Origin of the sequence: Providencia sp. PROV130 (genome assembly GCF_028482225.1) — a bacterium.
GTDB lineage: Bacteria > Pseudomonadota > Gammaproteobacteria > Enterobacterales > Enterobacteriaceae > Providencia > Providencia rettgeri.
The window spans coordinates 39,072-64,718 of the sequence record NZ_JAMPQC010000028.1 but is presented as its reverse complement, the minus strand read 5'-3'; the positions used below and the strand labels follow the sequence as shown (position 1 = coordinate 64,718).

24 protein-coding genes are annotated in these 25,647 nt (G+C 40.5%); 22 read left to right on the top strand and 2 right to left on the bottom strand.

All coding sequences use genetic code 11. The annotated features are described in order from the left end of the window. Positions 1-10 precede the first annotated feature (10 nt). The gene (locus PSF28_RS18650; protein ID WP_210836236.1) at positions 11-598 is read right to left on the bottom strand and encodes a Maf family protein; all 588 of its coding nucleotides are present in this window, start codon (positions 596-598) and stop codon (positions 11-13) included. Positions 599-741: 143 nt separating this feature from the next. Here PSF28_RS18650 and yceD point away from each other — a divergent pair, with 143 nt between their 5' ends. The 22 genes from yceD (at position 742) to umoD (ending at position 22,003) form a co-directional block, all read left to right on the top strand. Continuing rightward, the gene (gene yceD, locus PSF28_RS18645; protein ID WP_210836234.1) at positions 742-1,266 is read left to right on the top strand and encodes a 23S rRNA accumulation protein YceD; all 525 of its coding nucleotides are present in this window, start codon (positions 742-744) and stop codon (positions 1,264-1,266) included. Between the two features lie 12 nt (positions 1,267-1,278). Beyond that, positions 1,279-1,449 carry a 50S ribosomal protein L32 gene (gene rpmF, locus PSF28_RS18640; protein WP_004253223.1) on the top strand — a complete coding sequence of 57 codons (171 nt, stop codon included), beginning with the start codon at positions 1,279-1,281 and terminating at the stop codon, positions 1,447-1,449. A 12-nt stretch (positions 1,450-1,461) separates the two neighbouring features. Next, positions 1,462-2,502 carry a phosphate acyltransferase PlsX gene (plsX, locus tag PSF28_RS18635; RefSeq protein ID WP_210836231.1) on the top strand — a complete coding sequence of 347 codons (1,041 nt, stop codon included), beginning with the start codon at positions 1,462-1,464 and terminating at the stop codon, positions 2,500-2,502. 9 nt (positions 2,503-2,511) lie between these two features. Continuing rightward, positions 2,512-3,462, top strand: a complete 951-nt coding sequence (locus PSF28_RS18630; RefSeq protein WP_210836289.1) for a beta-ketoacyl-ACP synthase III — start codon at positions 2,512-2,514, stop codon at positions 3,460-3,462. Positions 3,463-3,480: 18 nt separating this feature from the next. After that, positions 3,481-4,413, top strand: a complete 933-nt coding sequence (gene fabD, locus PSF28_RS18625; protein WP_210836229.1) for an ACP S-malonyltransferase — start codon at positions 3,481-3,483, stop codon at positions 4,411-4,413. 7 nt (positions 4,414-4,420) lie between these two features. After that, entirely contained in the window at positions 4,421-5,155 is a 735-nt protein-coding gene (gene fabG, locus PSF28_RS18620) for a 3-oxoacyl-ACP reductase FabG (RefSeq protein WP_004253233.1), read from the top strand. Positions 5,156-5,310: 155 nt separating this feature from the next. Next, positions 5,311-5,547, top strand: a complete 237-nt coding sequence (acpP, locus tag PSF28_RS18615; RefSeq protein ID WP_004253236.1) for an acyl carrier protein — start codon at positions 5,311-5,313, stop codon at positions 5,545-5,547. Positions 5,548-5,624: 77 nt separating this feature from the next. Continuing rightward, the gene (fabF, locus tag PSF28_RS18610; RefSeq protein ID WP_210836226.1) at positions 5,625-6,875 is read left to right on the top strand and encodes a beta-ketoacyl-ACP synthase II; all 1,251 of its coding nucleotides are present in this window, start codon (positions 5,625-5,627) and stop codon (positions 6,873-6,875) included. Between the two features lie 150 nt (positions 6,876-7,025). Further along, complete coding sequence (gene pabC / locus PSF28_RS18605) at positions 7,026-7,856, top strand: aminodeoxychorismate lyase (protein ID WP_210836225.1); 831 nt, start codon at positions 7,026-7,028, stop codon at positions 7,854-7,856. A 52-nt stretch (positions 7,857-7,908) separates the two neighbouring features. Further along, complete coding sequence (gene mltG / locus PSF28_RS18600) at positions 7,909-8,931, top strand: endolytic transglycosylase MltG (protein WP_210836223.1); 1,023 nt, start codon at positions 7,909-7,911, stop codon at positions 8,929-8,931. A 5-nt stretch (positions 8,932-8,936) separates the two neighbouring features. Further along, on the top strand, positions 8,937-9,566 hold the full coding sequence (gene tmk / locus PSF28_RS18595) for a dTMP kinase (RefSeq protein WP_272685465.1): 630 nt from the start codon (positions 8,937-8,939) through the stop codon (positions 9,564-9,566). A 24-nt stretch (positions 9,567-9,590) separates the two neighbouring features. Continuing rightward, positions 9,591-10,583 carry a DNA polymerase III subunit delta' gene (gene holB, locus PSF28_RS18590; RefSeq protein WP_210836221.1) on the top strand — a complete coding sequence of 331 codons (993 nt, stop codon included), beginning with the start codon at positions 9,591-9,593 and terminating at the stop codon, positions 10,581-10,583. Between the two features lie 12 nt (positions 10,584-10,595). Further along, entirely contained in the window at positions 10,596-11,387 is a 792-nt protein-coding gene (locus PSF28_RS18585; protein WP_210836220.1) for a metal-dependent hydrolase, read from the top strand. Between the two features lie 40 nt (positions 11,388-11,427). Beyond that, positions 11,428-11,778 carry a purine nucleoside phosphoramidase gene (hinT, locus tag PSF28_RS18580; protein ID WP_036957623.1) on the top strand — a complete coding sequence of 117 codons (351 nt, stop codon included), beginning with the start codon at positions 11,428-11,430 and terminating at the stop codon, positions 11,776-11,778. 19 nt (positions 11,779-11,797) lie between these two features. Further along, positions 11,798-12,190, top strand: coding sequence for a YcfL family protein (locus tag PSF28_RS18575; protein WP_210836217.1), 393 nt, complete (start codon positions 11,798-11,800; stop codon positions 12,188-12,190). A gap of 2 nt (positions 12,191-12,192) precedes the next feature. Then, positions 12,193-12,771, top strand: a complete 579-nt coding sequence (lpoB, locus tag PSF28_RS18570; RefSeq protein ID WP_004911798.1) for a penicillin-binding protein activator LpoB — start codon at positions 12,193-12,195, stop codon at positions 12,769-12,771. Then, entirely contained in the window at positions 12,734-13,636 is a 903-nt protein-coding gene (locus tag PSF28_RS18565) for a phosphotransferase (RefSeq protein ID WP_272664688.1), read from the top strand. The genes lpoB and PSF28_RS18565 overlap by 38 nt, the downstream gene beginning before the upstream one ends. A 64-nt stretch (positions 13,637-13,700) precedes the next feature. Beyond that, entirely contained in the window at positions 13,701-14,723 is a 1,023-nt protein-coding gene (gene nagZ / locus PSF28_RS18560; protein WP_210836215.1) for a beta-N-acetylhexosaminidase, read from the top strand. 1,371 nt (positions 14,724-16,094) lie between these two features. Continuing rightward, positions 16,095-17,447 (top strand): OprD family outer membrane porin, encoded by a 1,353-nt coding sequence (locus PSF28_RS18555; protein ID WP_210837779.1) that lies wholly within the window; start codon positions 16,095-16,097, stop codon positions 17,445-17,447. A gap of 35 nt (positions 17,448-17,482) precedes the next feature. Further along, positions 17,483-19,102, top strand: a complete 1,620-nt coding sequence (locus tag PSF28_RS18550; protein WP_110731989.1) for a bifunctional metallophosphatase/5'-nucleotidase — start codon at positions 17,483-17,485, stop codon at positions 19,100-19,102. A gap of 416 nt (positions 19,103-19,518) precedes the next feature. Further along, complete coding sequence (locus PSF28_RS18545) at positions 19,519-20,823, top strand: NAD(P)/FAD-dependent oxidoreductase (RefSeq protein ID WP_272664690.1); 1,305 nt, start codon at positions 19,519-19,521, stop codon at positions 20,821-20,823. Between the two features lie 583 nt (positions 20,824-21,406). Continuing rightward, positions 21,407-22,003: a UmoD family flagellar biogenesis regulator gene (umoD, locus tag PSF28_RS18540; protein ID WP_210837775.1), complete on the top strand. Its 597-nt coding sequence runs from the start codon at positions 21,407-21,409 to the stop codon at positions 22,001-22,003. 70 nt (positions 22,004-22,073) lie between these two features. Here umoD and mfd read toward each other — a convergent pair whose 3' ends face one another. Continuing rightward, the gene (mfd, locus tag PSF28_RS18535; protein ID WP_210837773.1) at positions 22,074-25,517 is read right to left on the bottom strand and encodes a transcription-repair coupling factor; all 3,444 of its coding nucleotides are present in this window, start codon (positions 25,515-25,517) and stop codon (positions 22,074-22,076) included. Positions 25,518-25,647: the final 130 nt, after the last annotated feature.

Here is a 25,647-nt window from a genome sequence, read left to right as displayed (position 1 = left end):
GTATGAAGGATTAATTATCAAATAATGGGCTAACTTGATGTGGACGTAACATCTCGAGTAATAAAATAAGTGGAAGCCCAACTAACGTATTGGGGTCACGCCCTTCTAATCGCTCAAATAAACTAATTCCTAGTCCTTCTGATTTAAAGCTCCCAGCGCATTGATAAGGTTCATCTTTCAATAGGTAATTCGTTATTTCCGCATCAGATAGTAGTCTGAAATGCACATGAAATAATTCACATTGCACATCAAATTTACCCGTTTCGGTATCCAGCAAGCACAATCCAGTATAAAAAGTAACCTTATTGCCTGACGCAGATTTTAATTGTTGAAAAGCATTATCAAAATTATGCGGTTTTCCGACAATCTTATTGTTGATAACACAAACTTGGTCAGAACCGATGACCAGATGTTGCTGGTATTGAGCGGCGAGTGCTTGTGCTTTCGCATGAGATAAACGCATGACTAAAGCTTGGGCAGATTCATTCAATACAGGCGACTCATCAATATTTGGGGCAGCAGCTAAAAAAGGTAAGCCTAATTTTTTTAGTAGGGCATGTCGGTACTCAGAAGTTGACGCCAAAATAATCGATTTCATGATTTTTCTCGAAACTCGTAGCCAAAAGGGTTAACTCATTTTAAACTATAAAACGCAAAACCTGCGATTTTTTGGTGAAAAGGCGAGTTTACCCCGCCTTTTTCTTTGACTATAGCTCATTACAAAGTTAATATGCGCGCCTTATGCAAAAGGTAAAATTACCCCTGACTATCGATGCGCAGCGTGCAGCTCAGAAAAACCTCGACTATGTCGGGAGTTATACACCTGAGCAAGTTGCACGTCTTGCAGAATCAGTAGTCAGTGTAGACAGTGATGTAGAAACCGAATTATCATTTAATATTGATAAACAACGTCTTACGGTTATCGAAGGGAAATCCGATGTGGATCTTACCCTCCAATGCCAACGTTGCGGAAAAAATTTCAAGCATCATGCCTACGTATCGTATTGTTTTAGTCCTGTCGTCAATGACGAAAAGGCCGAAGCATTACCGGAGCTCTACGAACCGATTCAAATTGATGAATTTGGTGAAATAGATTTGCTGGGAATGATAGAAGATGAAATAATTCTATCCTTACCAGTGGTTCCGGTTCATGATTCTGAACACTGTGAAGTGTCCGTAGCGGACATGGTGTTTGGTGAACTGCCTCCCGAGGCAGAAAAACCAAACCCATTTGCCGTATTAGCCAGTTTAAAGAAAAGTACTTAAGGAGTAAGGTCAATGGCCGTACAACAGAATAAACCAACTCGTTCAAAACGCGGTATGCGTCGTTCACATGATGCACTGACTGCTACCCTAGTTTCTGTAGATAAAACTTCCGGTGAAACTCACCTGCGTCACCATGTGACAGCAGATGGTTACTACCGTGGCCGTAAGGTTATCAACAAGTAATTTGTTGTTACCTTGGCTAATCTAACCATTGCGTTAGATGCTATGGGCGGGGATGTTGGTCCCCGCGTCACGGTGCCTGCTGCATTGCAGGCACTGGCATCTAATCCAGCACTCAAATTACTGCTTGTCGGTCAACCCGAAGCCATTCAACCTTTGCTTGCACATCAAAGTGCTGAGCAAATTTCGCGTGTCGAAATTATTCCTGCGGACGGCGTTATCGCAAACGATGCAAAACCATCAAATGCGATAAGACAAAGCAAAGGAACCTCGATGCGAGTGGCCTTAGAGTTAGTGAAGACAGGGCAGGCACAAGCGTGCGTGAGTGCAGGGAATACGGGTGCGCTGATGGGACTAGCAAAATTAATGCTAAAATCTATAGAGGGGATTGAGCGCCCAGCGCTAATGACCATCTTACCTAATCAGCAAAAAAGCCAAACAGTTGTGCTAGATTTAGGCGCTAATGTTAACTGTAGTAGTGATATGCTAGTCCAATTTGCAGTAATGGGTTCCGTGATGGCCGAAGAAGTGGTTAACATTTCTAAACCGAGAGTCGCGTTACTGAATATTGGCGAAGAAGAGAGTAAAGGTCTGGATAATATCCGCGAAGCCGCCTCAGTATTAAAAGAAACGTCATCAATTAATTACATTGGTTATGTAGAAGGTAACGAATTACTGACAGGTAAAACCGATGTGTTAGTGTGTGACGGCTTCGCAGGTAATGTCTCATTGAAGACGATGGAAGGCGTAATACGCGTCATCCTTTCATTGATAAAATCGACCGGTGATCAACATAAAAAAAGCAGTTGGTTTATGCAACTGGCGAAAAAATGGTTAAAAAAACGTTTAATGAAACGTTTTGGGGACATGAACCCCGACCAGTATAACGGTGCGACTCTGTTAGGATTAAAAGGTATTGTCATCAAGAGTCATGGTGCAGCGAATGAAGGCGCTTTCAAAGCGGCTATTGACCGCGCAGTACAAGCTGTTGAAAAACAAGTCCCAGAAAGAATAACAGCGCGACTAAATATTGTTTTACCCAGGAGTGATCAATAACCTATGGCTATGTACAGTAAAATCTTAGGAACAGGCAGCTACTTACCAGCACAAGTACGTACCAATGCTGATCTGGAAAAAATGGTTGATACTTCTGATGAGTGGATTGTGACACGCACTGGTATACATGAAAGAAGAATTGCTAACGAAGATGAAAGTGTCTCAGTGATGGGTTTTCATGCTGCCAAAAATGCGTTAGACATGGCGCAAGTCGATGCAACTGACATTGGTTTGATTATCGTTGCAACCACATCAGCAACTCACGCTTTTCCTAGCGCGGCTTGCCAAATTCAACAGATGCTTGGTATTCAAGATTGCGCGGCATTTGATGTCGCAGCCGCATGTGCAGGTTTTACCTATGCGATTAGTATTGCTGATCAATTCGTCAAAACGGGTATGACCAAAAAAGCATTAATTATTGGTGCTGATGCTTTGTCTAAAACATTAGACCCAGCAGACCGTGGCACGATTATTTTATTTGGTGATGCAGCAGGGGCTGTTGTTATCGGCGAATCTGAAGAGCCGGGTATTATTTCGACGCATTTACATGCTGATGGCCGTTATGGGGATTTACTCACATTACCTAATCGTAGCCGTTGTTCTGAAGACCCTGCATATTTAACGATGACAGGTAACGAAGTATTTAAAGTTGCAGTGCGCGAATTAGCACATATTGTTGATGAGACACTGGCACAAAGCGGTATTGCCAAAGAAGAACTTGATTGGTTGGTTCCACATCAGGCAAATTTAAGAATTATCTCTGCGACGGCGAAAAAATTAGATATGACAATGGATAAAGTCGTTGTCACATTAGACCGTCACGGTAATACTTCAGCAGCATCAGTTCCTACAGCGTTGGATGAAGCGGTGCGCGATGGTCGTATTCAGCGTGGTCAACTTGTGCTGTTAGAAGCCTTCGGTGGCGGTTTCACTTGGGGCTCTGCATTGGTTCGTTTTTAATTAACTGAGAAAATAGACATGACACAATTTGCTATGGTATTTCCCGGACAGGGTTCTCAGTCTTTAGGGATGTTAGCGGCATTAGCTGAAGAAAATCAGCTGGTTGAGCAAACATTCGCTGAAGCATCGGAAGCATTGGGTTACGATCTCTGGGCGTTAGTACAAAATGGGCCAGAAGAAGAATTAAACAAAACATGGCAAACGCAGCCTGCTTTATTGGCAGCTTCTGTGGCTATTTTCCGTGTTTGGAAAGACCAAAATGGCGCGATGCCGACAATTATGGCAGGTCACAGCCTTGGTGAATATTCTGCTTTAGTCTGTGCGGGTGTTATCGATTTTAAACAAGCGATTAAACTGGTTGAATTGCGTGGAAAACTCATGCAAGAAGCTGTTCCTGAAGGCACTGGTGCGATGTATGCCATTATTGGTTTAGATAACGAATCAATTGAAAAAGCCTGCCAAGAAGCTTCTCAAGGCCAAGTTGTTTCACCCGTTAATTTTAACTCACCGGGTCAAGTTGTGATTGCGGGTGAAAAAGCAGCAGTCGAACGTGCGGGTATCGCATGTAAAGAAGCGGGTGCTAAACGCGCGTTGCCATTATCCGTTAGCGTCCCGTCTCATTGTGCATTAATGAAGCCTGCTGCTGATAAATTAGCCGAAGCGTTAGAAAAAATTGATTTTTGTGAGCCAGGCTATCCAGTTATTAACAATGTTGATGTTAAAATTGAGAAGTCGGCACAAAATATTCGTGATGCTTTAGTCCGTCAACTGTATAATCCAGTACGCTGGACGGAAACAGTAGAATTAATGGCAGATCAAGGTGTTGAACATCTTATTGAAGTAGGTCCAGGAAAAGTATTGACTGGTCTTACCAAGCGAATTGTCTCTAATTTAACTGCCGTCGCAGTCAATGATCCTGTATCATTAAGCACTGCTTTAGAAAATAGCTGAGGACGACATGAGCTTTGAAGGAAAAATTGCACTGGTAACAGGCGCGAGCCGTGGGATTGGTAAAGCTATTGCTTTAACATTAATCGCTCGTGGTGCTACCGTTATCGGAACAGCAACTAGCGAAAAAGGCGCAGAAGCCATTACCGCTTATCTCGATGGTAAAGGTAAAGGTTTAGCGTTAAACGTGACTGATGCAGCATCAATCGAAGAAACTTTGACCAAGATTCGCGAAGAATTTGGTGAAATTGATATTTTGATTAATAATGCAGGTATCACTCGTGATAACCTATTGATGCGTATGAAAGAAGATGAATGGCAAGATATTATTGACACCAATCTTTCATCCGTTTACCGTTTGTCTAAATCCGTTTTGCGTGCCATGATGAAAAAACGTTGTGGACGTATTATTTCAATTGCATCCGTTGTTGGTGTGATGGGAAATGCGGGGCAAACTAACTATGCAGCAGCGAAAGCAGGGTTAATTGGTTTTAGTAAATCATTGGCTCGTGAAGTCGCTTCTCGTGGTATCACTGTCAACGTCGTTGCACCTGGTTTTATCGAAACTGATATGACTAAAGCATTGACAGATGAACAGCGTGCAGGCATTTTATCTCAGGTTCCTGCGGATAGACTGGGTGATGCACAAGAAATTGCCAGTGCTGTAGCGTTTTTAGCTTCTGATGAAGCTGCTTACATCACAGGTGAAACATTGCATGTCAATGGTGGCATGTACATGATCTAAAGAAATGATGGAACTATTTGCATTTTTAATGTTATCCAACGCTAAATAATGCAAAATAGTAGTTCCAACAGCCGGGATTGGGTTGTATCTTTTCCTGTATTTCATAAACTACGAAAACCATCGCGAAAGCGAGTTTTGATAGGAATTTTAATAGTATGAGCACTATCGAAGAACGCGTTAAGAAAATCATCGTTGAACAACTGGGTGTTAAAGAGGAAGAAGTTGTAAATACAGCTTCATTTGTTGATGACTTGGGCGCTGATTCTCTTGACACAGTTGAGCTGGTTATGGCTCTGGAAGAAGAGTTCGATTGCGAAATCCCTGACGAAGAAGCTGAAAAGATCACAACAGTACAGGCTGCGATTGACTACGTCGAGAACGCATCTAAATAATCGTACGAAAACTTATCTAGGCGATCACTCGATCGCCTATGTTTCTTTTGTAACTTTTCCCTCCTTGGAGGAAATACGTGTCTAAGCGTCGTGTAGTCGTAACCGGACTAGGCATGTTATCTCCTGTCGGCAACACAGTTGAGTCATCATGGAAAGCTGTTTGTGACGGACAGAGTGGTATCAGCCTAATCGATCATTTTGATACTACTAACCACGCAACTAAATTTGCTGGCTTAGTAAAAGATTTCAATTACGAAGAATTTGGCATCTCCCGTAAAGATGCTAAGAAAATGGACCCATTTATCCAATATGGTATCGCCGCTGGCTTTCAAGCCTTTAAAGATGCTGGATTGGAAGTAACAGAAGCCAATGCTACTCGAATTGGTGCAGCGATTGGTTCTGGTATTGGTGGGTTAGGCTTAATTCAGGACAACTGTGAGTCATTACTGCACGGTGGACCTCGCAAGGTAAGCCCATTCTTCGTACCATCGACCATCATTAATATGGTGGCTGGTCATTTAAGCATTATGTACGGTTTTCGTGGCCCAAGTATTTCAATTGCAACAGCCTGTACATCAGGTGTGCATAATATTGGCCATGCAGCACGTATGATTGCTTACGGTGACGCCGATGTAATGGTTGCAGGCGGTGCTGAAAAAGCGACTACACCACTCGGTGTGGCCGGTTTTGGTGCAGCGCGTGCATTATCGACTCGCAACGATGACCCGCAAGCGGCAAGTCGCCCATGGGATAAAGACCGTGATGGTTTTGTTCTGGGAGATGGCGCAGGTATTATTATTCTTGAAGAATATGAACATGCGAAAGCGCGCGGTGCAAAAATTTATGCTGAAATTGCAGGGTTTGGGATGAGCAGTGATGCTTATCATATGACATCACCACCTGAAAATGGTGCGGGTGCTGCACTTGCGATGGAAAATGCACTGAAAGATGCAGGCATTAAAGCCAGTGACGTGGGGTATATCAATGCTCACGGTACTTCAACTCCTGCCGGTGATTTGGCAGAAGCACAAGCGGTTGTTAATGTATTTGGTGAAGGCACAGATGTATTAGTCAGCTCAACCAAATCAATGACAGGCCACTTACTTGGTGCTGCGGGTGCTATTGAGTCAATTTTTACCATTTTGTCATTGTGCGATCAGATTGTTCCGCCAACCATTAATCTGGATAACCCAGATGAAGCGTGCAAACTGGACTTTGTCCCAGGTGAAGCACGTAAAGTTGAGAATATGGAATTCGCTCTGTGTAACTCATTTGGTTTCGGTGGCACCAACGGTTCATTAATTTTCCGTCGTTATCGCGGCGAATAATTAATCTATTACCGTTATTAATTAGCCCTAGTCACGTAATGTGGCTGGGGCTTTATTTTGTCCAGTTCTTTGCACAGTTCTTCGCTTTAGTTTATGATAATCCCACTTGATTAATGTCTGATTTATCAGCTTTTATTATAAGTATTATCAATGTCATATTGGGTTAATGGGCAACTTTGCCAGCAAATAAGTGTTACCGATCGCGCAGTCTCTTTTGGGGACGGCTGCTTTACGACCATACATGGCGTTAATCAGCAAGCTAAAATGTTAAATGAGCACATTGCCCGGTTACAGCATGATAGCCAAAGATTAAAAATTGCACAGCCAGATTGGGGAAGCTTAGCGGAGCAACTAAAGCAGATTTGTGCAGAGCAAACTCAAGACGAGTTTGTGATTAAAGTCATTCTAAGTCGTGGTGCAGGCGGTAGAGGATATAGCATTAAAGGTTTTACCTCGCCGACGGTGATAGTCAGCGTTTCTCCTTTTCCGAATAATTATGTTCAACTGCAGTGTAAAGGGGCACGCCTCGTTCTTAGTCAAATTCCGTTAGCTCGCAACCCATTGCTAGCAGGAATGAAACACCTCAACCGTCTAGAACAAGTCCTTATTAAGCAAGAGGTTGATGAACTTGATGCAGATGAAGCGATTGTGCTAGATACCGACGGTATTATTGTTGAATGCTGTAGTGCAAATGTTTTTTGGCGAGTTGGGCAAACAGTATACACCCCAGTTTTATCTCATAGTGGGGTAAATGGATTAATGAGACAAAAGATAATATCACTACTAGAGGATAGCCAGTACCATCTTCAACAGGTCGAACGCTTTGCTAACGTGTTAACTCATTGTGATGAAGTGATTATTTGTAATGCATTGATGCCAGTTTTACCGGTACAAAGTATTCAAATGAGTCAACAGTGTCCACCATTGCAATTTGCGTCCCGTGAGTTGTTTGAGTATTTATTTTTGCGTTGCAAAATTTAGTTTTTATAAATGAATTAATTATTACCAACACACGCATTGAAATGGTCAATAAATGAAATTAGCCAAAAAAATCATTCTTATCGCCGTGACCTTGGCTGCTATTGTTGCTGTCGCGGTCTATTGGCAATACCGTCAAGTATTGAACTATGCCAAAACGCCTATCAGCATCACACAAGAAAAAATCTTCACAGTGCCTGCAGGAACGGGGCGTGTTGCATTTGAAGGGTTACTTATTGAAGATAAAATTCTTGAAAAAGGGAATGAATTCCAATGGTTGCTCAAACTACGTCCTGAACTGGCTCAGCTAAAAGCGGGAACTTACCGCCTGCAGCCGGGGATGAATGTTGAACAGCTCCTACAATTAATTGTGAGTGGTAAAGAAGCTCAGTTTTCAATCCGTTTTATTGAAGGTAATCGTTTGAATGATTGGGGTAATATTTTACGAGATGCGCATTATTTAGAGCATAAAACCACCAACTTAACCCCGACAGAACTGCATGCGCTTATTGGGTTTAACGGGGAAGGCACTTTAGAAGGGTGGTTGTATCCTGATACCTATTTATACACGGCGGGAACAACAGACGCTGAAATCCTGAAACGTGCTTATAAACGTATGCAAAACAGCCTTGATGAAGAGTGGAAAGGGCGAGATAGGGATTTACCCTATAAAAATGCCTATGAAATGCTTATTATGGCTTCGATTATTGAAAAAGAAACCGGTGTTGATAGTGAAAGGGCCCAAGTTGCTTCCGTGTTTGTTAATCGACTAAAGAAAAATATGCGCTTGCAAACCGACCCAACCGTCATCTATGGGTTAGGCGACAAGTATCGCGGTAAAATTTATCGTAGTGATTTAGATAATTATACTCCGTACAATACTTATAAGATTGATGGCTTGCCACCAACACCGATTGCAATGCCAAGCCTTGCATCGTTAAAGGCAGCAGCACATCCAGCTAAAACCGATTACATATTCTTTGTCGCAGATGGTAAAGGTGGGCATACTTTTAGTCGTAATTTAAACGACCACAATCGTGCCGTTAAAGTTTACCGCCAATTTGAACAGCAAAACTGATAAAAATGAAAAACCAATTTATTGTTATTGAAGGTCTTGAAGGCGCTGGTAAAACGACAGCAATCAACACGGTTGTAGAAACGTTGAACCAAGCTGGGATCACGGATATTGTTTTCACTCGTGAGCCTGGGGGCACCCCACTGGCAGAAAAATTACGCGAGCTCGTAAAGCAAGGTATTGCGGGTGATAAAGTCACTGATAAGGCTGAATTGCTCATGCTTTATGCTGCCCGTGTACAACTAGTTGAAACAGTGATTCGACCTGCATTAGCGGCGGGCAAATGGGTGGTCGGTGACCGTCATGATTTATCTTCCCAAGCTTATCAAGGCGGCGGACGTGAAATTGACCGTCATTTGATGCAATCATTACGTGACTTAGTGTTGGGCGATTTCAAGCCTTCATTAACGTTATACCTTGATTTACCACCTGAATTAGGTTTACAGCGAGCAAGATCTCGAGGTGAATTAGATAGAATTGAAAAAGAGTCGTTAGCATTTTTCGAAAGAACACGCCGCCGTTATCTTGAGCTGGCCGCGGGTGATGAAACGATACTCACGATTGATGCAAGCCAAAACATTGAGCAAGTACAGCATGATATTCGCCAAACGCTGACCGGATGGCTAACGTGTGCTTGATAAACCACATAAGGTATTAATCCCATGAATTGGTATCCTTGGTTAAATGAACCTTACCGACAAATCATTACTGCGTACCAAAGCGGTCGAGGCCACCACGCGTTACTGCTTCATTCAATGCCGGGAAATGGTGCGCAAGCGCTATGCTATGGAATTAGTCGTTGGCTTATTTGCCAAGAAAGAGACGGGCTAAAAAGCTGTGGGCAATGCCACAGTTGCCGTTTGATGCTTGCAGGCAATCATCCTGATTATCATATTCTTGAGGTAGAGAAAGGAAAGTCTACTGTTAGTGTCGATGCGGTTAGGAAATTAATTGAAACCTTGAGTCGTCATGCCCAACAAAGTGGTAATAAAGTGGTGTATATTCCACATGTTGAGGCATTGACAGATGCGGCAGCTAATGCGTTATTGAAAACATTGGAAGAGCCAGCAAAAGACACTTATTTTTTATTAGGAAGTGATAAACAAGAGGATTTGCTTGCAACCATTCGTAGCCGTTGTCTAAGCCATTTCTTACCCGCACCTGATCTACAAATAGCACTCTATTGGCTGCAAAAGCAAAAACCAGGTATTGCTACTGAAAATGCGATAACGGCATTAAAAATATGCCAAGGCGCCCCGGTTTCTGCGTTAGCTTTATTGGACGAACAACGTTGGCAAAAACGTAATGCACTATGCCATAGTTTAAGCCATGCATTGCAAACGGGTGATATGTTGAGTTTGCTGCCTAGTTTGAATATCGATGAGGTGCCGGATGCCTTAAATTGGTTACTCAGCTTATTTGCGGATGCCATTAAAATTCAACAAGGTGCTGGGGCTTTTTGCATCAACCAAGATCAGCAGTCTCAAGTCCTACAATTAGCCGGCGCTATGAATCGTACTCAGTTAATAAATATGTATGATAAATGGTTATATTGCCGTCATCAATTACTGACAGTTCCTGCATTGAATCAGGAACTGATTCTGGCAAATCAATTATTACAATGGGAAGCTTCATTGGCTGTCCCTACATTTTAAAAAGAGTTAAATATGTTTGTTGTTGATTCACACTGTCATCTCGACTGTTTAGATTATGAAAAGTTACACACGAATGTCGATGATGTCATCGCAAAGGCCTCGGCTCGTGATGTTCGCTACATGTTAGCAGTTGCAACGACGTTGCACGGTTTTGAAAGCATGAAGAAATTGATTGGCCTGCGTGACAATATCGCTTTTTCATGTGGTATTCATCCTCTCAATTTAGATGAGGGATATGATTTTGCACGACTAGCACAATTAGCGGCAGGAAACGAAGTCGTTGCGCTAGGAGAAACCGGGCTGGATTACTATTACCAGCAAGAAAACGCGGCACTACAACAAGAGTCTTTTCGTCAGCACATTCGTATCGGTCGTGAAGTGAACAAACCGGTTATTGTGCATACTCGTGCGGCACGAGAAGATACGTTATCTATTTTACGTGAAGAAAACGTGATGGATTGTGGCGGGGTATTGCACTGCTTTACTGAAGATAAAGATACGGCTGTGGAACTGCTCGATTTGGGTATGTATATCTCTTTTTCAGGGATCGTCACATTTCGCAATGCGGAACAAATTAGAGAAGCCGCCCGAGTTGTTCCTTTAGATCGCATTTTAGTTGAAACCGACTCGCCATACTTGGCTCCTGTTCCTCATCGTGGTAGGGAAAACCAACCCGCGTACGTTCGGGATGTTATTGAATACATGGCCGTGCTGAAGGGCGTTAGTGTTGAGCAGCTCGCTGAAATTACGACGCAAAACTTCAATCGTTTGTTTCATTTAAATGTTGGTACAAATAACGTATAAATTAGTTCACAAGAACGATTAAATGACTAAGGAAATTGAAATGGCAGAAGAAACGATTTTCAGTAAAATTATCCGTCGCGAGATCCCGGCAGACGTAGTTTACCAAGATGAACTTGTCACGGCATTTCGTGACATTTCACCACAAGCACCATCACACATTCTTATCATTCCAAATAAATTAATTCCGACTGTTAATGATGTTACTGTGGATGATGAACTTGCGTTAGGCCGTTTGTTTACTGTAGCGGCTAAAATTGCTAAAGAAGAAGGTATTGCAGAGAATGGTTACCGTTTAATCATGAACTGTAATGAACATTCAGGTCAAGAAGTGTTTCATATCCACATGCATCTAGTGGGTGGTCGCCCATTAGGCCCCCTATTGGCGAAATAATAAGGTATAGGGGTCGACAATGAACCGTATTGCATTACTTGCTTTAGTAACCGTGTTGCTAAGTGGTTGCGTATTTAAAAAGACACAAGGACTGGCTTTTAATGAGCAACAGCGCATCATTATGGAGCCTGCAGTACTTGCACAAGGAGTCATTGTCGAAAACCCAGTGATAGGTAATGAAAATCACCAAACTATCGCCACGATCAATATGAGTAATTCACAATCTGAAGTGGTGAACATTGCTTATCGTTTATATTGGTATGATCAGCAAGGGTTAAAAGTAGACACTTCAAATATTATGCATCAGCAAATTGCAGCGAATTCTGTTGTGAAAGTTCGTGCCGTGACTTCCTCTCCACGTGCAACAAATGTACGTGTTCATGTATTTTTATCGCCAAAGGCCGGAGAATAATAATGAAACGCATCTTAATGGTTGCTGCCGCGACATTAATTTTGGCTGGGTGCCCTTCATATCCACCTCAACAACCAGGTACACAACCCCCGATAGTGCCCGTAGAGCCTGAAAAACAACCGGAAGTGACTCCACCACCCGTTGATGTTGTGCCAACTCCACCAAAACAACAAACAATAGATTGGTCAGCTTCCATTACGCCTTTAGTTAATCAAATGGTGAGTGCGGATGGGGTAGAAAGTGGCAAAGTATTGTTAGTTGACTCAGTGAAAAATAATACGAACGGCTCACTACCTGTACAGGCTGTGACATCAGTCATGACAACCGCGGTTGAAAATACGAATCGCTTTAAAGTTGTTCCTGCCAGTGTGGTAAGTTCTGCACGTAAAACACTCGGTTTATCACAAGAAGATAGCTTAGTAACCCGCAGCAAAGCGATAGGGTTAGGGCGCTATGTTCAAGCAGAGTATGTGATCTACAGCGTGATGTCAGGTTCCAACAAAGAAAGAAGCCTTGAAATGCAATTGATGGAAGTGCAAACAGGTGAAATTATTTGGACGGGAAAGCACAATATTGAGTAACCCGCAGTCGCTTTTTCGGCTGTTAGCGTTGTGTTTTCCGACAATCCCTGTACATGATTGGAAAATATCTTCGCTAACCGGGCTATCAGGTGGAAGCTTTTTGCTGCAATGTCCCTTATCTGGTAGTGAAATAAAGCTTATCGCGCGCGCTGATGGAAATGCACAAACTGCTTTGTACGTTGACCGAAAGAAAGAAGCGCGGGTATTACAGCAATTACGTGCTTATTCATTTACTCCTAAAGTGATTGGTCGAAATGCGCAATGGTTATTATTAGGGTGGTGTGAAGGGCAACACCCTGATAATAATAATTTTCTGTTACCGAGTTTTCAGTGCGAGCTTGCAAATATAGTCACACAATTACATCGTACTCCACTGCTGGGGTATCATTTACAGCTACGCGATGAAATATCACATTATGGCTATTTGATTGATAAAAAAAGGTTTTCGCCTCGCTGGAAAAAATTACATCGTCATTTTACCTCTGATGCTTTTCCCAAAACGTTGAAACTGGCACCTGCCCATATGGATATTCATGCAAAAAATATTGTTCACACAGCAACAGGGCAGTTAATGCTATTGGATTGGGAATATGCAGCCAATACAGATATCGCTTTTTCTTTAGAAACCTATTTTCAATTTAATGGTCTGACTGACATTCAGAGAGATTTTTTCTTGACGCAATATTGTGATATTCACGGTGCTTATCGTGACAAACAGCAATTGGCGAAAAGCTGTCAATCATGGGCACCTTGGGTAAAATATATGACATTAATGTGGTATGAAGTGCAGTGGAATGAAAGCCAGTCATCTGACTTTTTGTTACACTCACAGTCATTACGACAATATTTTGGTTTATTAGGTTGATGGCTGAAAGCTATCAGAAAACAGTATCGAATTGAGATAATTAGTTGAATAAGTGAGGCATGTTATGGGCCCTATAATGCTAGATGTTCAGGGTTATGAATTGGACAACGAAGAGCGCGAAATATTAGCTCACCCATCCGTGGGCGGGTTAATATTATTTACCCGTAACTTTCATGATGCAGCGCAATTACGAGAGCTTGTTCGCCAAATTCGTGATGCATCAAGACATCGGTTGCTGATAGCCGTTGACCAAGAAGGTGGTCGAGTACAACGTTTCCGTGATGGTTTTACGGCATTGCCTTCAGCTCAGGCATTTGCCGCGCTTAATAGTGAAATGGATGGTGCCAAGCTTGCTGAAGAAGCGGGCTGGTTAATGGCATCAGAGATGATAGCCATGGATATTGATATCAGTTTCGCACCTGTTCTGGATCTTGGCCATCAAAGTATTGCGATAGGCGAACGCTCATTCCACGAAGACCCTGAAATTGCGATGGTCATGGCGGAGCGTTTTATTAAAGGCATGCGCAGTGCGGGAATGAAAACAACAGGAAAACACTTTCCTGGTCATGGCGCCGTGAAAGCTGACTCACACAAAGAAACACCACGCGATGACCGCGCTTTAGAGAAGATCCGTGGTAAAGACATGTTGATATTTAAAGATTTTATTCAACGAGAGCTACTCGATGCGGTTATGCCTGCCCATGTTATTTATACACAAGCTGATGATCGTCCGGCGAGTGGCTCGCCATTTTGGTTAAAATCAGTATTGAGAGAGCAACTTGGGTTTCAGGGGGTTATTTTCTCTGATGATTTATCGATGGAAGGTGCGGCTATTATGGGAAGTTATCCCGAGAGAGCACAGGCTTCATTGAATGCTGGGTGTGACATGATTTTAGTCTGTAATAACCGTGAAGGTGCAGTCAGTGTTTTAGATAATTTACCAAAACAACATGATAGCCAAGCTTCTAAGCTATATCATAGTGGTCGACAATATAGCTTAACAGAATTACAAGCAGTTGGGCGTTGGAAAGAAAGTCATCGTCAACTGGTTGACTTACACTTACGTTGGCAAGAACATCGCGAATAATTTCAATGATATCTAAAAGGCCAGTATTTTATTTACTGGCCTTTCTTTTTTGTATCAATGCATATCACAAAGCTTATGATTATGCATAATAGAATAATAAAAGTATTGCTCGTAGTAAAAGTTACCCGTAACTTTATTCATATTTGCACAGTTAATCTCAATGTTATTTTAAATTACTTTAGATAAAGTGAATTAACACTTATTTTACTATTAAAAATAACTAGAGAATCTTTTATTAAAATAATCATTTTGAAAATTGTTTATTGAAATAAAAAAATGAAAATATTGATGATTATATTTGTTGTTAATTGAATTTTGAGTTTATTTAAAACAAATGACTAGAAATTTGAATTATGGTCTATTTTTTATTTGATTGGGGTTGTTAAATATGATTATGATACTTTTAATAATGAAATCGCTCACCTTCAAAAGTTAAGATAAATTTAAATAAATGAAACATAAGATGAGTTAAAGGCATTTAATCACTAAATCATGCTTATCATTTAGTCAAATGTTACTTAATTGAAATTGAATGGTGGGGAATAATGTTTTCTTCTATGAGGAATTAAATAAAACATTCATGGATTGGTTATACACCTATCAGCAATATGTATTTATATGTGAAATTTTATTAGGTTATATTTTATTCATGAGTCTTTGTATGTATCAAGCTGATTACAAATATCCATTTAAATCTGTGTTTTAATCAGATATAAATGAATTACTTATTAAATCCTATCCAAATGAAAGAGCTATACCTTAAGAACCCCTCAAGACAAATCGTGATCAATATCACTATTGATAGGTAGTTTAATGCAACTGATGTAACGTGTTGTGACAGCGATCGTTTTAATTGACATAAAATTACGATAGCATTCGTATTATGAAAGATTTATGACAATTTAGAGTGATAAGTAATCAATTAAAAAAACAGCAATTTAGTAGTTGTATTTTAAGTTAAATATTTAAATTTATTTGAGATGATTATTTCTCGGGGGTATCTTTTGTCATAAAAAAATGGATAAGAAATAGAGTGATAATTATTTTTTAATGGGTAAGTGCAGCGTCATCACTTAAACCTTAAGCTAAATAAACGCGTGATGTGGGTATCATGTCATTATCGATTAAATAATATATTTATGTGATCCCTATAAGGGATACCTCTATTCATAGAAATAAGTAAACACAAATGCAGACGAATACTGTATTAAATTTTTTAAAAAATGACTTATGTGTTTGAAATGGATGTATCTGCTTGTCCTTAAGTAAAATTATTTTATTAAGCTAAAAATAAAAATGGTGTTTTGTTGTTCATGGAAACATGGCACAGCATAAAATTAATTCAAATAATCATTAACTAGGTTAATTCCAATGAAAGTTAAAAATATTGCGTTATTAATGCTTTCTCCTTGCTATTTAGCTGTAGCAATGGCAAATGCCAGTAACTGGGAAGATTCTATCAAGGAAAATTCATTCATTGCGGATTCGGAGCTAGAGCTGTCAACCCGTAACATGTGGAAATACTTAAAAACAGAAAACCGTTTTGATAAAGACGAAAACCGTTATAGAAAACAAGTTGCGAATGCTTGGGGTCAAAACTTTCAAGCGGATTTCAAATCAGGTTATTTCGCTGATGTCATTGGTTTTGACGCTTCCTATTATGGTGGTATCAAGTTAGGCGCAAGTAAAGACTTCGCCTCCCGTGCAATTTTATATAATGATGATGGCCATGCGAAAGGGTACAACAAAATTGGTCAACGTTATGCAAAAGTGAAACTAGACCTTGAGCCAGTGAAATTTAATGCCAAAGCAGGTTGGTTTACACTGAAAAATACGGGTATTTTCACGAATTCACAGCGTTTATCATTGAACAGCTATAGCGGTTACTACACGAATACTGCGATCAGTGATTGGAGTTTGGATTTATTATATCTCGATAAAAAAGTTATGCGTCGTGATAGCCCAAATATTGATGCCATGTATTTTACTGATGCTAACGGTGTTCGACACAATGTTAATCATGTCATCACGGGTGGAATTAACTACAATACTAAGCCATTGAAAGTTTATTATTTCTATGGTCAAGCCGATGATTTATTCCGTCAACAAGGTTTAGAAGCGAAATATAAACTGACTTCAGATGTCACTTTAGGTACGCAGATTTATAACCATGAATATGGTAGTGACGGTAAGCGCACTGAGAAAAATGATGCCAAAGGAAAACGTAACTTTGATAAACGTGCTTGGCACTATGCAGGAACGGCAGAATGGCGTATCCCTGAATCGCCTTGGACGCTAAGCACAGGCTTAACTTACACCCAAGCGAAAAAAGCGAACGGTGTCGGGCAATTTGCGCGTAACCCAATTGGTAACACGCGTGGCCGTTTTAACTCCCCAGCTTATGCAGATATCGACTACGTACGTGATGGCGAAACCATGATTGCAATGGCGGCTGAATATCGTATTAGCAAAGAACTGTCTGTTGGTGCCCGTACCAACTATTCAGAATTTAAATATGAAGGTGAAAGATTAAAACAAGGTCAATTTGGTCTGTTTAGCTATTGGAAACCAACTGAGAATCTATCCGTGTCATTAAGTGGCGGTCTGGGTTGGCACCACCAGCAAGAAAACGACTACACAACGCCAAAATTATATGATGGGCACTCACGTCGTGCACATTCGTTATCTGGATCAATGACAACGACTTACCGTTTTAAAATGTAGTCGATAGTTGAAAAAGATTAAAAAAGGTAGGATAAATGAAACATAAAATTGGATTACTCACACTGCTTATCTCTGGTGCACTCTTGGCGGGTTGTGCCCCCAAAAATACGGATACCGTAAAAGTACAAGTCATAGGTATTAATGATTTCCATGGTGCTTTACAAGCTCCGGGGGATGGTAAATTAGGTGGGATTGAGTCAATTGCAACACTGGTTAATCAATTAAGAGCGCAAAACGATAAAACTATCGTTGTTGGTGCTGGTGACTTAGTAGGGGCTAGCCCATTACTGTCATCAATGTTCTATGATGAACCCACAATTGAAGCACTAAGCGCGATTGGTATGGAAACTAGCGCAGTTGGTAACCATGAGTTTGATAAGGGTAAAGAAGAGCTGCTGAGAAAACAAAACGGTGGCTGCCACCCAACCGCAGGTTGTGTGGGTAAAGATTCCTTTGCGGGTGCTGACTTTAACTACTTAGCCGCTAACGTTATTGTTAAAGAAACAGGTGAAACTCTGTTCCCATCTTACTTTATTAAAGAGTTTGATGGCATTCCAATGGCGTTTATTGGTTTAACGTTAGAAGGTACACCAGCTATCGTAACGCCAAGTGGAACTGCAGGGTTAGAATTCAAAAATGAAGTTGAAACTATCAATAACCAAGTTAAGTTATTAAAAGCACAGGGTATTAATAGTATCGGTGTTTTGATCCATGAAGGCGCAACACAACAAGTTGACACTAAAGTTAAAGATATTAATCGTTGTGATAATATCAAAGGCCCAATTGTTGATATCGTTAAACAGTTAGATACTAATGTAGACTTTGTCGTTAGTGGTCATACACACCAAGCTTATAATTGTGAAATCAATGGAATGACAGTAATTTCTGCTCAATCTAATGGGACTTTATTGTCTCAATTAAATATTGAGATTGATAGAAATACGAAAGATATTGTTAGCATCAATGCAAAAAATATCCCTGTTGAAACTAGCCGTTATGAGAAAAACCCTGAGTTAACCACCTTCGTACAAAAATACGAAAAAATTGCCTTACCTATTTCACAGCAAGTGATGGGGTCTTTGACGGCTAACGTGGATAAAAAATTATTACCGGCAGGGGATTCTACCCTAGGTAAGATTATTGCAGATGGTCAATTATATGCAGCCTCCAGTAAAGAAGCGGGCGGTGCACAAATTGCATTTATGAACAGTGGCGGTATTCGCGCTGACATGAAAGCAGGGGAATTGACTTATGGTGATATCTTCACGGTACAACCGTTCTCTAATGTGGTTGTCACACAATCACTGACAGGTGCTCAAATCAAGCAAGCACTTGAACAACAATGGGATCGTGCTCGTCCACAAGTTATGCCTGTTTCTAAAGGTTTTTACTACGAGTGGGATGACAGCCGTCCAGTGGGTGACAAGGTTATTCAAAAATCAATGAAATTAAACGGTAAGCCGTTAGACATGAATAAAAGCTATCGTGTTGCTGCAAATGAATTCTTAGCAACTGGTGGTAGCCGCTTCTCTGCCTTTAATCAAGGTAAAGACCGTGTTTATAGCCTGCCAGACAACGAAGCGTTAATGCAATACTTTAAAGATAACTCACCAGTTTCAGTTCCAACTGATGTGCGTATCAAGAAAATTAAATAATAAAATTTAATATTTCATGAAAAACTCTGAGGGTGTTTATCATCCTTGGAGTTTTTTTTGTGCTTTATTTAGATGTATGCTGAAAATGAGTGGAGGGTAATTGATTATGCGCAACAAATAAAAAAATGATAGAATAATAATTCTCATTATCATTACGATTTTCATGGATTTAAACGATTGATTGAATAAATACCAAAAAGCTGACTCGATTCGTTTGGTAGAAAAAATGATTTGACGAATGTGATCGTAGTCATAATAATCAACTAAATTGATATGAATCAATATTTGGTATTACCAATAGACCACTCATGATATTCTAGTTGGTATGGAAGGAGCTGTGCCTAATTATTGTTATATAAGGCTTTTCTAGATGAGAAATCTTAAATAACATTAATATATTTTGTTTCGAGGGATTTATGACCTTATCTCAACCCAAAATCATCGTTGTAGGCGGTGGCGCTGGTGGATTAGAGCTAGCAACGCGTTTAGGCCGTAAGTTGGGCCGCAAGAAACGCGCACAAATTACGTTGGTTGACCGCAACCCGAGCCATTTATGGAAACCGTTATTGCATGAAGTTGCGACAGGTTCGTTAGATGATGGCGTCGATGCGATAAGCTATCTGGCTCATGCTCGCCATAATGCGTTCAATTTCCAACTGGGTTCACTAACAAATATTGACCGTGAAAATAAAACAGTCGTTCTCGGTGAACTTTATGATAAGCATGGTGAATTATTAGTTCCTTTGCGTGAGCTTGAGTACGATATTTTAGTCATGGCATTAGGCAGTACTTCGAATGATTTTGGTACACCTGGTGTTAAAGAACATTGCATTTTCTTAGATAACCCACACCAAGCACACCGTTTTCACGATGAAATGTTAAATCTATTTTTACGTTATTCAGTACGCGATAACGCAGAAGAGAGCGTTAATATTGCCATTGTTGGCGGTGGAGCTACGGGGGTTGAGTTATCAGCAGAACTCTATAATGCGGTTGAGCAACTAACGAGTTATGGTTTTAAAGGGTTAGATACGGATGCACTGAATGTCACATTAGTTGAAGCAGGCGAACGTATCCTACCCGCTTTACCTCCGCGAATTTCAAGTGCCGCACACCAAGAACTGAATAAGTTAGGTGTGAATGTATTGACGAAAACTATGGTAACCAGCGCTGATGCAGATGGCTTGAATACGAAAGAAGATGGTAAAATTCATGCAGACCTAATGGTTTGGGCGGCAGGAATTAAAGCACCTGATTTCATGAAGGATATCGCTGGGTTAGAAACAAACCGTATTAACCAATTAGTAGTAAAGCCGACATTACAAACATCTCGTGATGATATGATTTTTGCTATTGGCGATTGCGCATCTTGTGCTAAGCCGGAAGGGGGGGTTGTTCCACCAAGAGCACAGTCAGCCCACCAAATGGCCAGCCTTTGTTATGACAATATTGTCGCTTTAATGAAAGGCAAACCTTTAAAAGAGTATGTATATAAAGACCATGGCTCATTAGTTTCACTATCTCGCTTTAGTACCGTTGGTAGCTTAATGGGAAATTTAATGCGTGGGGATATGATGGTTGAAGGGCGTATTGCGCGTTTTGTGTACATCTCTTTATACCGTATGCACCAAATTGCATTACATGGTTACATTAAAACAGGGCTAATGATGCTTGTTGGTAGTATTAACAGAATTATTCGACCAAAGTTAAAACTACATTAATCTACGAGTAGTTACTTGTTTAATCGGATTTTATTAGCGCCGTGCACCTGTGTATTCATATAACAGGTGCATTATTTTTTGTATTTTATAATGATAAATATGTATGCTAATAAAGTATATTAGCTAAATCTGTCAAGGCTTATTTATGTTAAATATTACTTGGAAAAACTATTTAGATCAAATTTAAGAGATTAAATATCGATTATATTGCCACTATTACTTATATATTGTATTTAAATGAAATTAAAGCCTAAAAATTAATATAAATTGAGTCAATATAATTTAGCTTACCTTAAGTTTAAAATAATTTAAGTATAAGTGTATTTATATAACGAAAAGTTACCATGGAAATTATATTTTCTATCTTATTGATTATTAATCATAAAATAAGGCATTCAATTGAGGGGATATGTGAGGTTGCACTAATGGTGAAGTTTGTGGTTTCTAATACAGTTATAATAAATATTTGTTTTGATGATAAATTAAGATAATTCCAAAAAACAATACAAATAGTACGTAATTATCGAATTATTTTAGATTGTGGTTACAATAGATGCGGCATATTTTAATAAGGGTTAATACAATGAAGCTAAAATTTAAGTTGTTATTAGCAACTGTAGTGGCATTCATTATTGTATTGCTCGTGACTTTACTCAACCAAGAACCTGAAACGAAATTGGCGACAGTGTTATCTGTTGAGCCGATCAAAGCTAATCGCCTTGTTGAGTACCAAAATTGTACTGTAACAGGAGTTTTAGGCACGTTTAACCAACAATCTCTTTCTCGGTTTCATCCTGCACAAAGCGAATGCAAAATGATTTTCATGATTGAAGCATTACAAGGGAAAGGCTTTCCATCTCTGTTTGATATGCAAAATCAAACCTGTGTTAACACACAAAAAATGGAATTAGTTATTGTTGGATATGACGTCGTATATCAAATTGGCAAAACGATTGGAAAAGTTAGAACATCCTACGAGCCATCAATGTTTATTCCTTTGGATGACAAAGGACGCTTAGTGCTAACATCATCTAACTCAGTATGCGAAACCATACGCAGTGATATAAAAGAACTATTACCATTTTATTGTTTGCAGCAAAATGAATTACCAATCACCAGAAACTCATCAGCGGTCTTAGAGCTGCAACCGAATAAAAATACATTTGGTTTTATGGAATAATAATTATATAAAAATTATAGAGATAAAAGGCTACACGATAGTAGCCTTTTATCATTTTACAGCTTTAAACTTAGATAATTTGGTGTTCTTCAAACCCGATAAGTAATTGCTTAATAAATTCTAGTCGAGAGGCTCTTTCTGTTAAATCATGGAAAAATTTTAGTCGAACAGGGCCATCTAAGCGATAAGTTTGTGGCTGGTTTTGCAATAAGCTGATTAAAAAACTTGGGTCAACTTTATTTTTATCACCAAATTCAATAAAACCACCTTTTTCATGGGCTTCAATACGTTTAATGCCAAGGGATTGCGCTTGTAATCGAATAGCTGCGTTGGCTAACAGGAATTTACCTGCGTCAGGTAAACTACCAAAGCGGTCGATTAGCTCTGTCCGTAACTCGTCGAGTTCTTGACTGTTTTTTGCACTGGCTATTCGTTTATAGAAAGATAAGCGAATGTTCACATCGTGAATATAGTCGTCTGGCAGTAGAACAGGCATGCGTAATTCAACTTCAGTTTGTTGGCTAGTTAAATCTTCCAATGAAGGTTCGCGCCCCTCTTTTAGCGCATCAACAGCACTTTCTAGCAGTTCCATATAGAGGGTAAAACCAATCGTGGTCATTTGGCCACTTTGATCTTCACCAAGTAATTCACCTGCACCGCGAATTTCCAAATCGTGAGTTGCTAGAGCAAACCCAGCACCTAAATCTTCCAGTGAAGAAATGGCTTCAAGGCGTTTATGAGCATCAGTGGTCATCGCTTTTGGATGTGGTGTGAGCAAGTATGCATAAGCTTGGTGGTGAGAACGTCCTACTCGGCCACGCAGTTGGTGGAGTTGAGCTAACCCGAAATGGTCAGCACGCTCAATAATAATAGTATTCGCTGTTGGTATATCAATACCCGTTTCAATAATTGTAGTGCATATCAATACATTAAAACGTTGATGATGGAAATCCGTCATGACGCGCTCTAATTCACGTTCACGCATTTGACCATGTCCAACAACAAAACGTGCCTCAGGGACTAATTCTTCGAGGCGTGCTTTTGCCTTTTCAATATTTTCAACATCATTGTAGAGGTAATAAACTTGGCCACCACGTAAGGTTTCCCGTAAAATTGCTTCACGGACAACTAAGTCATCATATTGGCGAACAAAGGTTTTCACAGCCAAACGGCGAGCAGGTGGTGTGGCGATAATCGATAAATCACGCATGCCACTCATGGCCATGTTGAGAGTACGAGGGATCGGTGTGGCTGTCAGTGTTAAGATATCAACGTCTGCACGCATGGCTTTGATGCGTTCTTTATGACGGACACCAAAGCGGTGCTCTTCATCGACGACGAGTAAGCCTAAATCTTTCCATACTAAGTCGCTTTGCAGTAACTTATGGGTACCAATTAGAATATCAACTTTACCTTCAGCAGTTTGTTCAATAATTTGTTGTTGCTCTTTCGCTGTTTTAAAGCGTGATAACATTTCGATGCGGACAGGCCAGTTAGCAAACCTATCTTTAAAATTATCGTAATGCTGTTGGGCAAGTAGTGTCGTAGGCACTAAAACGGCAACTTGCTTGTTATTATTAATCGCTAGGAATGCGGCTCGCATTGCCACTTCGGTTTTACCAAAGCCTACATCGCCACAAACCAGTCGATCCATGGCTAAGGGTTGGCACATATCGCTGAGAACGGCATTAATAGCGACTTCTTGGTCAGGTGTCGTTTCGAAAGGAAAGCCTTGGCAAAATTCTTGGTATTGTTGTTTATCATGCTTGAAAGCAAAGCCAGCTTTAGCCGCACGTTGTGCATAGATATCAAGAAGTTCAGCCGCGACATCGCGCACTTTTTCTGCGGCTTTTTGACGGGCTCGCCCCCAGCTATCACTACCTAATTTATGTAATGGGGCATTTTCATCAGCACCCCCCGCATAACGGCTAATTAAATGGAGTGAAGAAACTGGAACATACAGTTTATCATTGCCCGCATAAGTTAAAATTAAATATTCAGCTTTAATACCACCCGCTTCTAACGTAATTAAACCTTGGTAACGACCTACACCATGTTCAATATGAACAACGGGTTGCCCAGGGCGCAATTCAGCTAAATTGCGAATGAGGGTATCGGTATTAATGGTGCGGCGATTATCTGTTCGGCGGCGAACAACACGCTCCCCAAGTAAATCACTTTCGCAAATTAATGCCCTATGGATATCGGATTGAATAAAGCCGTGTTCAGCGGCCCCAATCGTGATGGCAAATCGGCTGTCAGTAGGGTGAGTATAGCTTTGAATAATATCAGGGCGAATTTTTAAACGTGCTAAGAGCTCGGTAACAGTTTCACGCCGGCCTTCACTTTCCACAGAAAAAACAATGGTTCCATCAAATTGTTCAGTAAACTGCCGCAATTTTTCGAGCGGTGTTTTACTTTGCCCCTGTGTGCTGATATCTGGCAATGGCAGGTAATCTAAATTGGTATTTGCCGCTTTTTTGGGCAGAGACTCGGGTGATAATTGAATACGAGGCCATTTTTTTAACGATTGATTAAGTTGTTCAACAGTTAGCCATAGCTCTGAAGGTGGGAGCAATGGGCGCATTGGGTCGACACCGCGGCTTTCATACCGCTGCTGAGTATCAACCTGAAAGCGTTCAGCCGCTTCTTGTAAGCTCTGCGAAACAATTAAACTTGATGGCGGTAAATACTCAAATAACGATGGTAGTGGCTGCGGGAAGAATAAAGGCTGCCAATACTCTATACCTGTCGGTAAGGTATTCTTACTGACCTGCTGATAAATATGCTCTGGATCACGGCGAACCTCAAAGCGCTCGCGCCATTGGCTGCGAAAACGTTCAATAGCGTCTTTATCGGTCGGAAACTCATGAGCTGGCAGTAAATTGATTTGTTCTACTTCTTCGAGTGTTCGTTGCGAGTCAACGTCAAAAGTTCGCAAGCTATCAATTTCATCATCGAAGAAATCAATACGAAAAGGCAATGAGCTTCCCATAGGAAATAAATCGAGTAAAGCGCCACGAGTGGCATATTCACCATGCTCTAAAACTTGTTCTACATGGCGATAACCAGCGTTATCGAGCTCATTACGTAAGTTATCTCGAGAAAGTTTGTCACCTTTTGCCATCACTAAGGCATGGCTGGTTAAAAAGTCAGCAGGGCAGACTTTTTGCATCAGTGTATTGACGGGAAGAATTAACGCGCCTTTTTGTAAACTGGATAAGCGGTACAGTGTCGATAAACGATGAGAAATAATTTCCTGATGGGGAGAAAAATTGTCATATGGCAATGTTTCCCAGTCAGAAAGTGTCTCTATAGGGTGTTTTGTAAACTGTTGAATTTCATCTCTTAAACGTAATGCATTTTGCATATCACGTGTCACGATGATAACAGGCCCTTGATGACGTTGTATTATTTCTCCACATTCAAGTGCACCAGCCGCCCCGATAAGGCAACCTAAATGGCGAACATCGCCACTACGACTAGGGAGTTCATAACGAAATTTTGACAACATAGAAATCTTCGGTATCTCACAGCGGTTAGTAAGCAGTTAAACAAGAGTTAGCACAAATATAGCCAATTTTTGTACGAAGAATCGTTAAGTTAATTAGTGGATAGTTAAACTACAAAATTCTTAACAAAAC

Bases quoted from the DNA above. Each gene is read 5' to 3' on its own strand.
- PSF28_RS18575 (WP_210836217.1), top strand. From the start codon at position 11,798: ATGAACCGTATTGCATTACTTGCTTTAGTAACCGTGTTGCTAAGTGGT.
- fabD (WP_210836229.1), top strand. From the start codon at position 3,481: ATGACACAATTTGCTATGGTATTTCCCGGACAGGGTTCTCAGTCTTTA.
- holB (WP_210836221.1), top strand. From the start codon at position 9,591: ATGAATTGGTATCCTTGGTTAAATGAACCTTACCGACAAATCATTACT.
- mfd (WP_210837773.1), bottom strand. From the start codon at position 25,517: ATGTTGTCAAAATTTCGTTATGAACTCCCTAGTCGTAGTGGCGATGTT.
- PSF28_RS18555 (WP_210837779.1), top strand. From the start codon at position 16,095: ATGAAAGTTAAAAATATTGCGTTATTAATGCTTTCTCCTTGCTATTTA.
- nagZ (WP_210836215.1), top strand. From the start codon at position 13,701: ATGGGCCCTATAATGCTAGATGTTCAGGGTTATGAATTGGACAACGAA.
- umoD (WP_210837775.1), top strand. From the start codon at position 21,407: ATGAAGCTAAAATTTAAGTTGTTATTAGCAACTGTAGTGGCATTCATT.
- acpP (WP_004253236.1), top strand. From the start codon at position 5,311: ATGAGCACTATCGAAGAACGCGTTAAGAAAATCATCGTTGAACAACTG.
- yceD (WP_210836234.1), top strand. From the start codon at position 742: ATGCAAAAGGTAAAATTACCCCTGACTATCGATGCGCAGCGTGCAGCT.
- PSF28_RS18630 (WP_210836289.1), top strand. From the start codon at position 2,512: ATGTACAGTAAAATCTTAGGAACAGGCAGCTACTTACCAGCACAAGTA.
- PSF28_RS18650 (WP_210836236.1), bottom strand. From the start codon at position 598: ATGAAATCGATTATTTTGGCGTCAACTTCTGAGTACCGACATGCCCTA.
- fabG (WP_004253233.1), top strand. From the start codon at position 4,421: ATGAGCTTTGAAGGAAAAATTGCACTGGTAACAGGCGCGAGCCGTGGG.
- hinT (WP_036957623.1), top strand. From the start codon at position 11,428: ATGGCAGAAGAAACGATTTTCAGTAAAATTATCCGTCGCGAGATCCCG.
- PSF28_RS18545 (WP_272664690.1), top strand. From the start codon at position 19,519: ATGACCTTATCTCAACCCAAAATCATCGTTGTAGGCGGTGGCGCTGGT.
- pabC (WP_210836225.1), top strand. From the start codon at position 7,026: ATGTCATATTGGGTTAATGGGCAACTTTGCCAGCAAATAAGTGTTACC.
- PSF28_RS18585 (WP_210836220.1), top strand. From the start codon at position 10,596: ATGTTTGTTGTTGATTCACACTGTCATCTCGACTGTTTAGATTATGAA.
- rpmF (WP_004253223.1), top strand. From the start codon at position 1,279: ATGGCCGTACAACAGAATAAACCAACTCGTTCAAAACGCGGTATGCGT.
- lpoB (WP_004911798.1), top strand. From the start codon at position 12,193: ATGAAACGCATCTTAATGGTTGCTGCCGCGACATTAATTTTGGCTGGG.
- mltG (WP_210836223.1), top strand. From the start codon at position 7,909: ATGAAATTAGCCAAAAAAATCATTCTTATCGCCGTGACCTTGGCTGCT.
- tmk (WP_272685465.1), top strand. From the start codon at position 8,937: ATGAAAAACCAATTTATTGTTATTGAAGGTCTTGAAGGCGCTGGTAAA.
- PSF28_RS18550 (WP_110731989.1), top strand. From the start codon at position 17,483: ATGAAACATAAAATTGGATTACTCACACTGCTTATCTCTGGTGCACTC.